At 53.7% G+C, this 486-nt stretch carries 1 rRNA gene; it reads left to right on the top strand.

Going from position 1 to position 486, the window contains the following annotated elements:
• A 16S ribosomal RNA gene (locus ACVQ8P_RS00335) occupies nt 1–486 on the top strand; the annotation flags it as partial.

The raw sequence follows: 486 nt of genomic DNA, 5'->3' as shown, positions 1-486 counted from the left end.
CTCTAGAGTTTGATCCTGGCTCAGGATGAACGCTGGCGGCGTGCCTAATACATGCAAGTCGAACGGTAAGGCTCCTTCGGGAGTACACGAGCGGCGGACGGCTGAGTAACACGTAGGAACGTACCCCAAAGTGAGGGATAAGCACCAGAAATGGTGTCTAATACCGCATGTGGCCTTCGGGCTAAAGCTCCGGCGCTTTGGGAACGGCCTGCGTAAGATTAGCTTGTTGGTGAGGTAATAGCTCACCAAGGCGACGATCTTTAGCTGGTCTGAGAGGATGATCAGCCAGACTGGGACTGAGAACGGCCCAGACTCCTACGGGAGGCAGCAGTAGGGAATTTTCCACAATGGACGAAAGTCTGATGGAGCAACGCCGCGTGCAGGATGAATGTCTTCGGATTGTAAACTGCTTTTCTCTGTGACGAATATGACGGTAGCAGAGGAATAAGGACCGGCTAACTACGTGCCAGCAGCCGCGGTAATACG

Source organism: Dellaglioa sp. BT-FLS60 (assembly GCF_054941065.1).
This window is presented reverse-complemented; position numbering and strand designations above follow the sequence as displayed.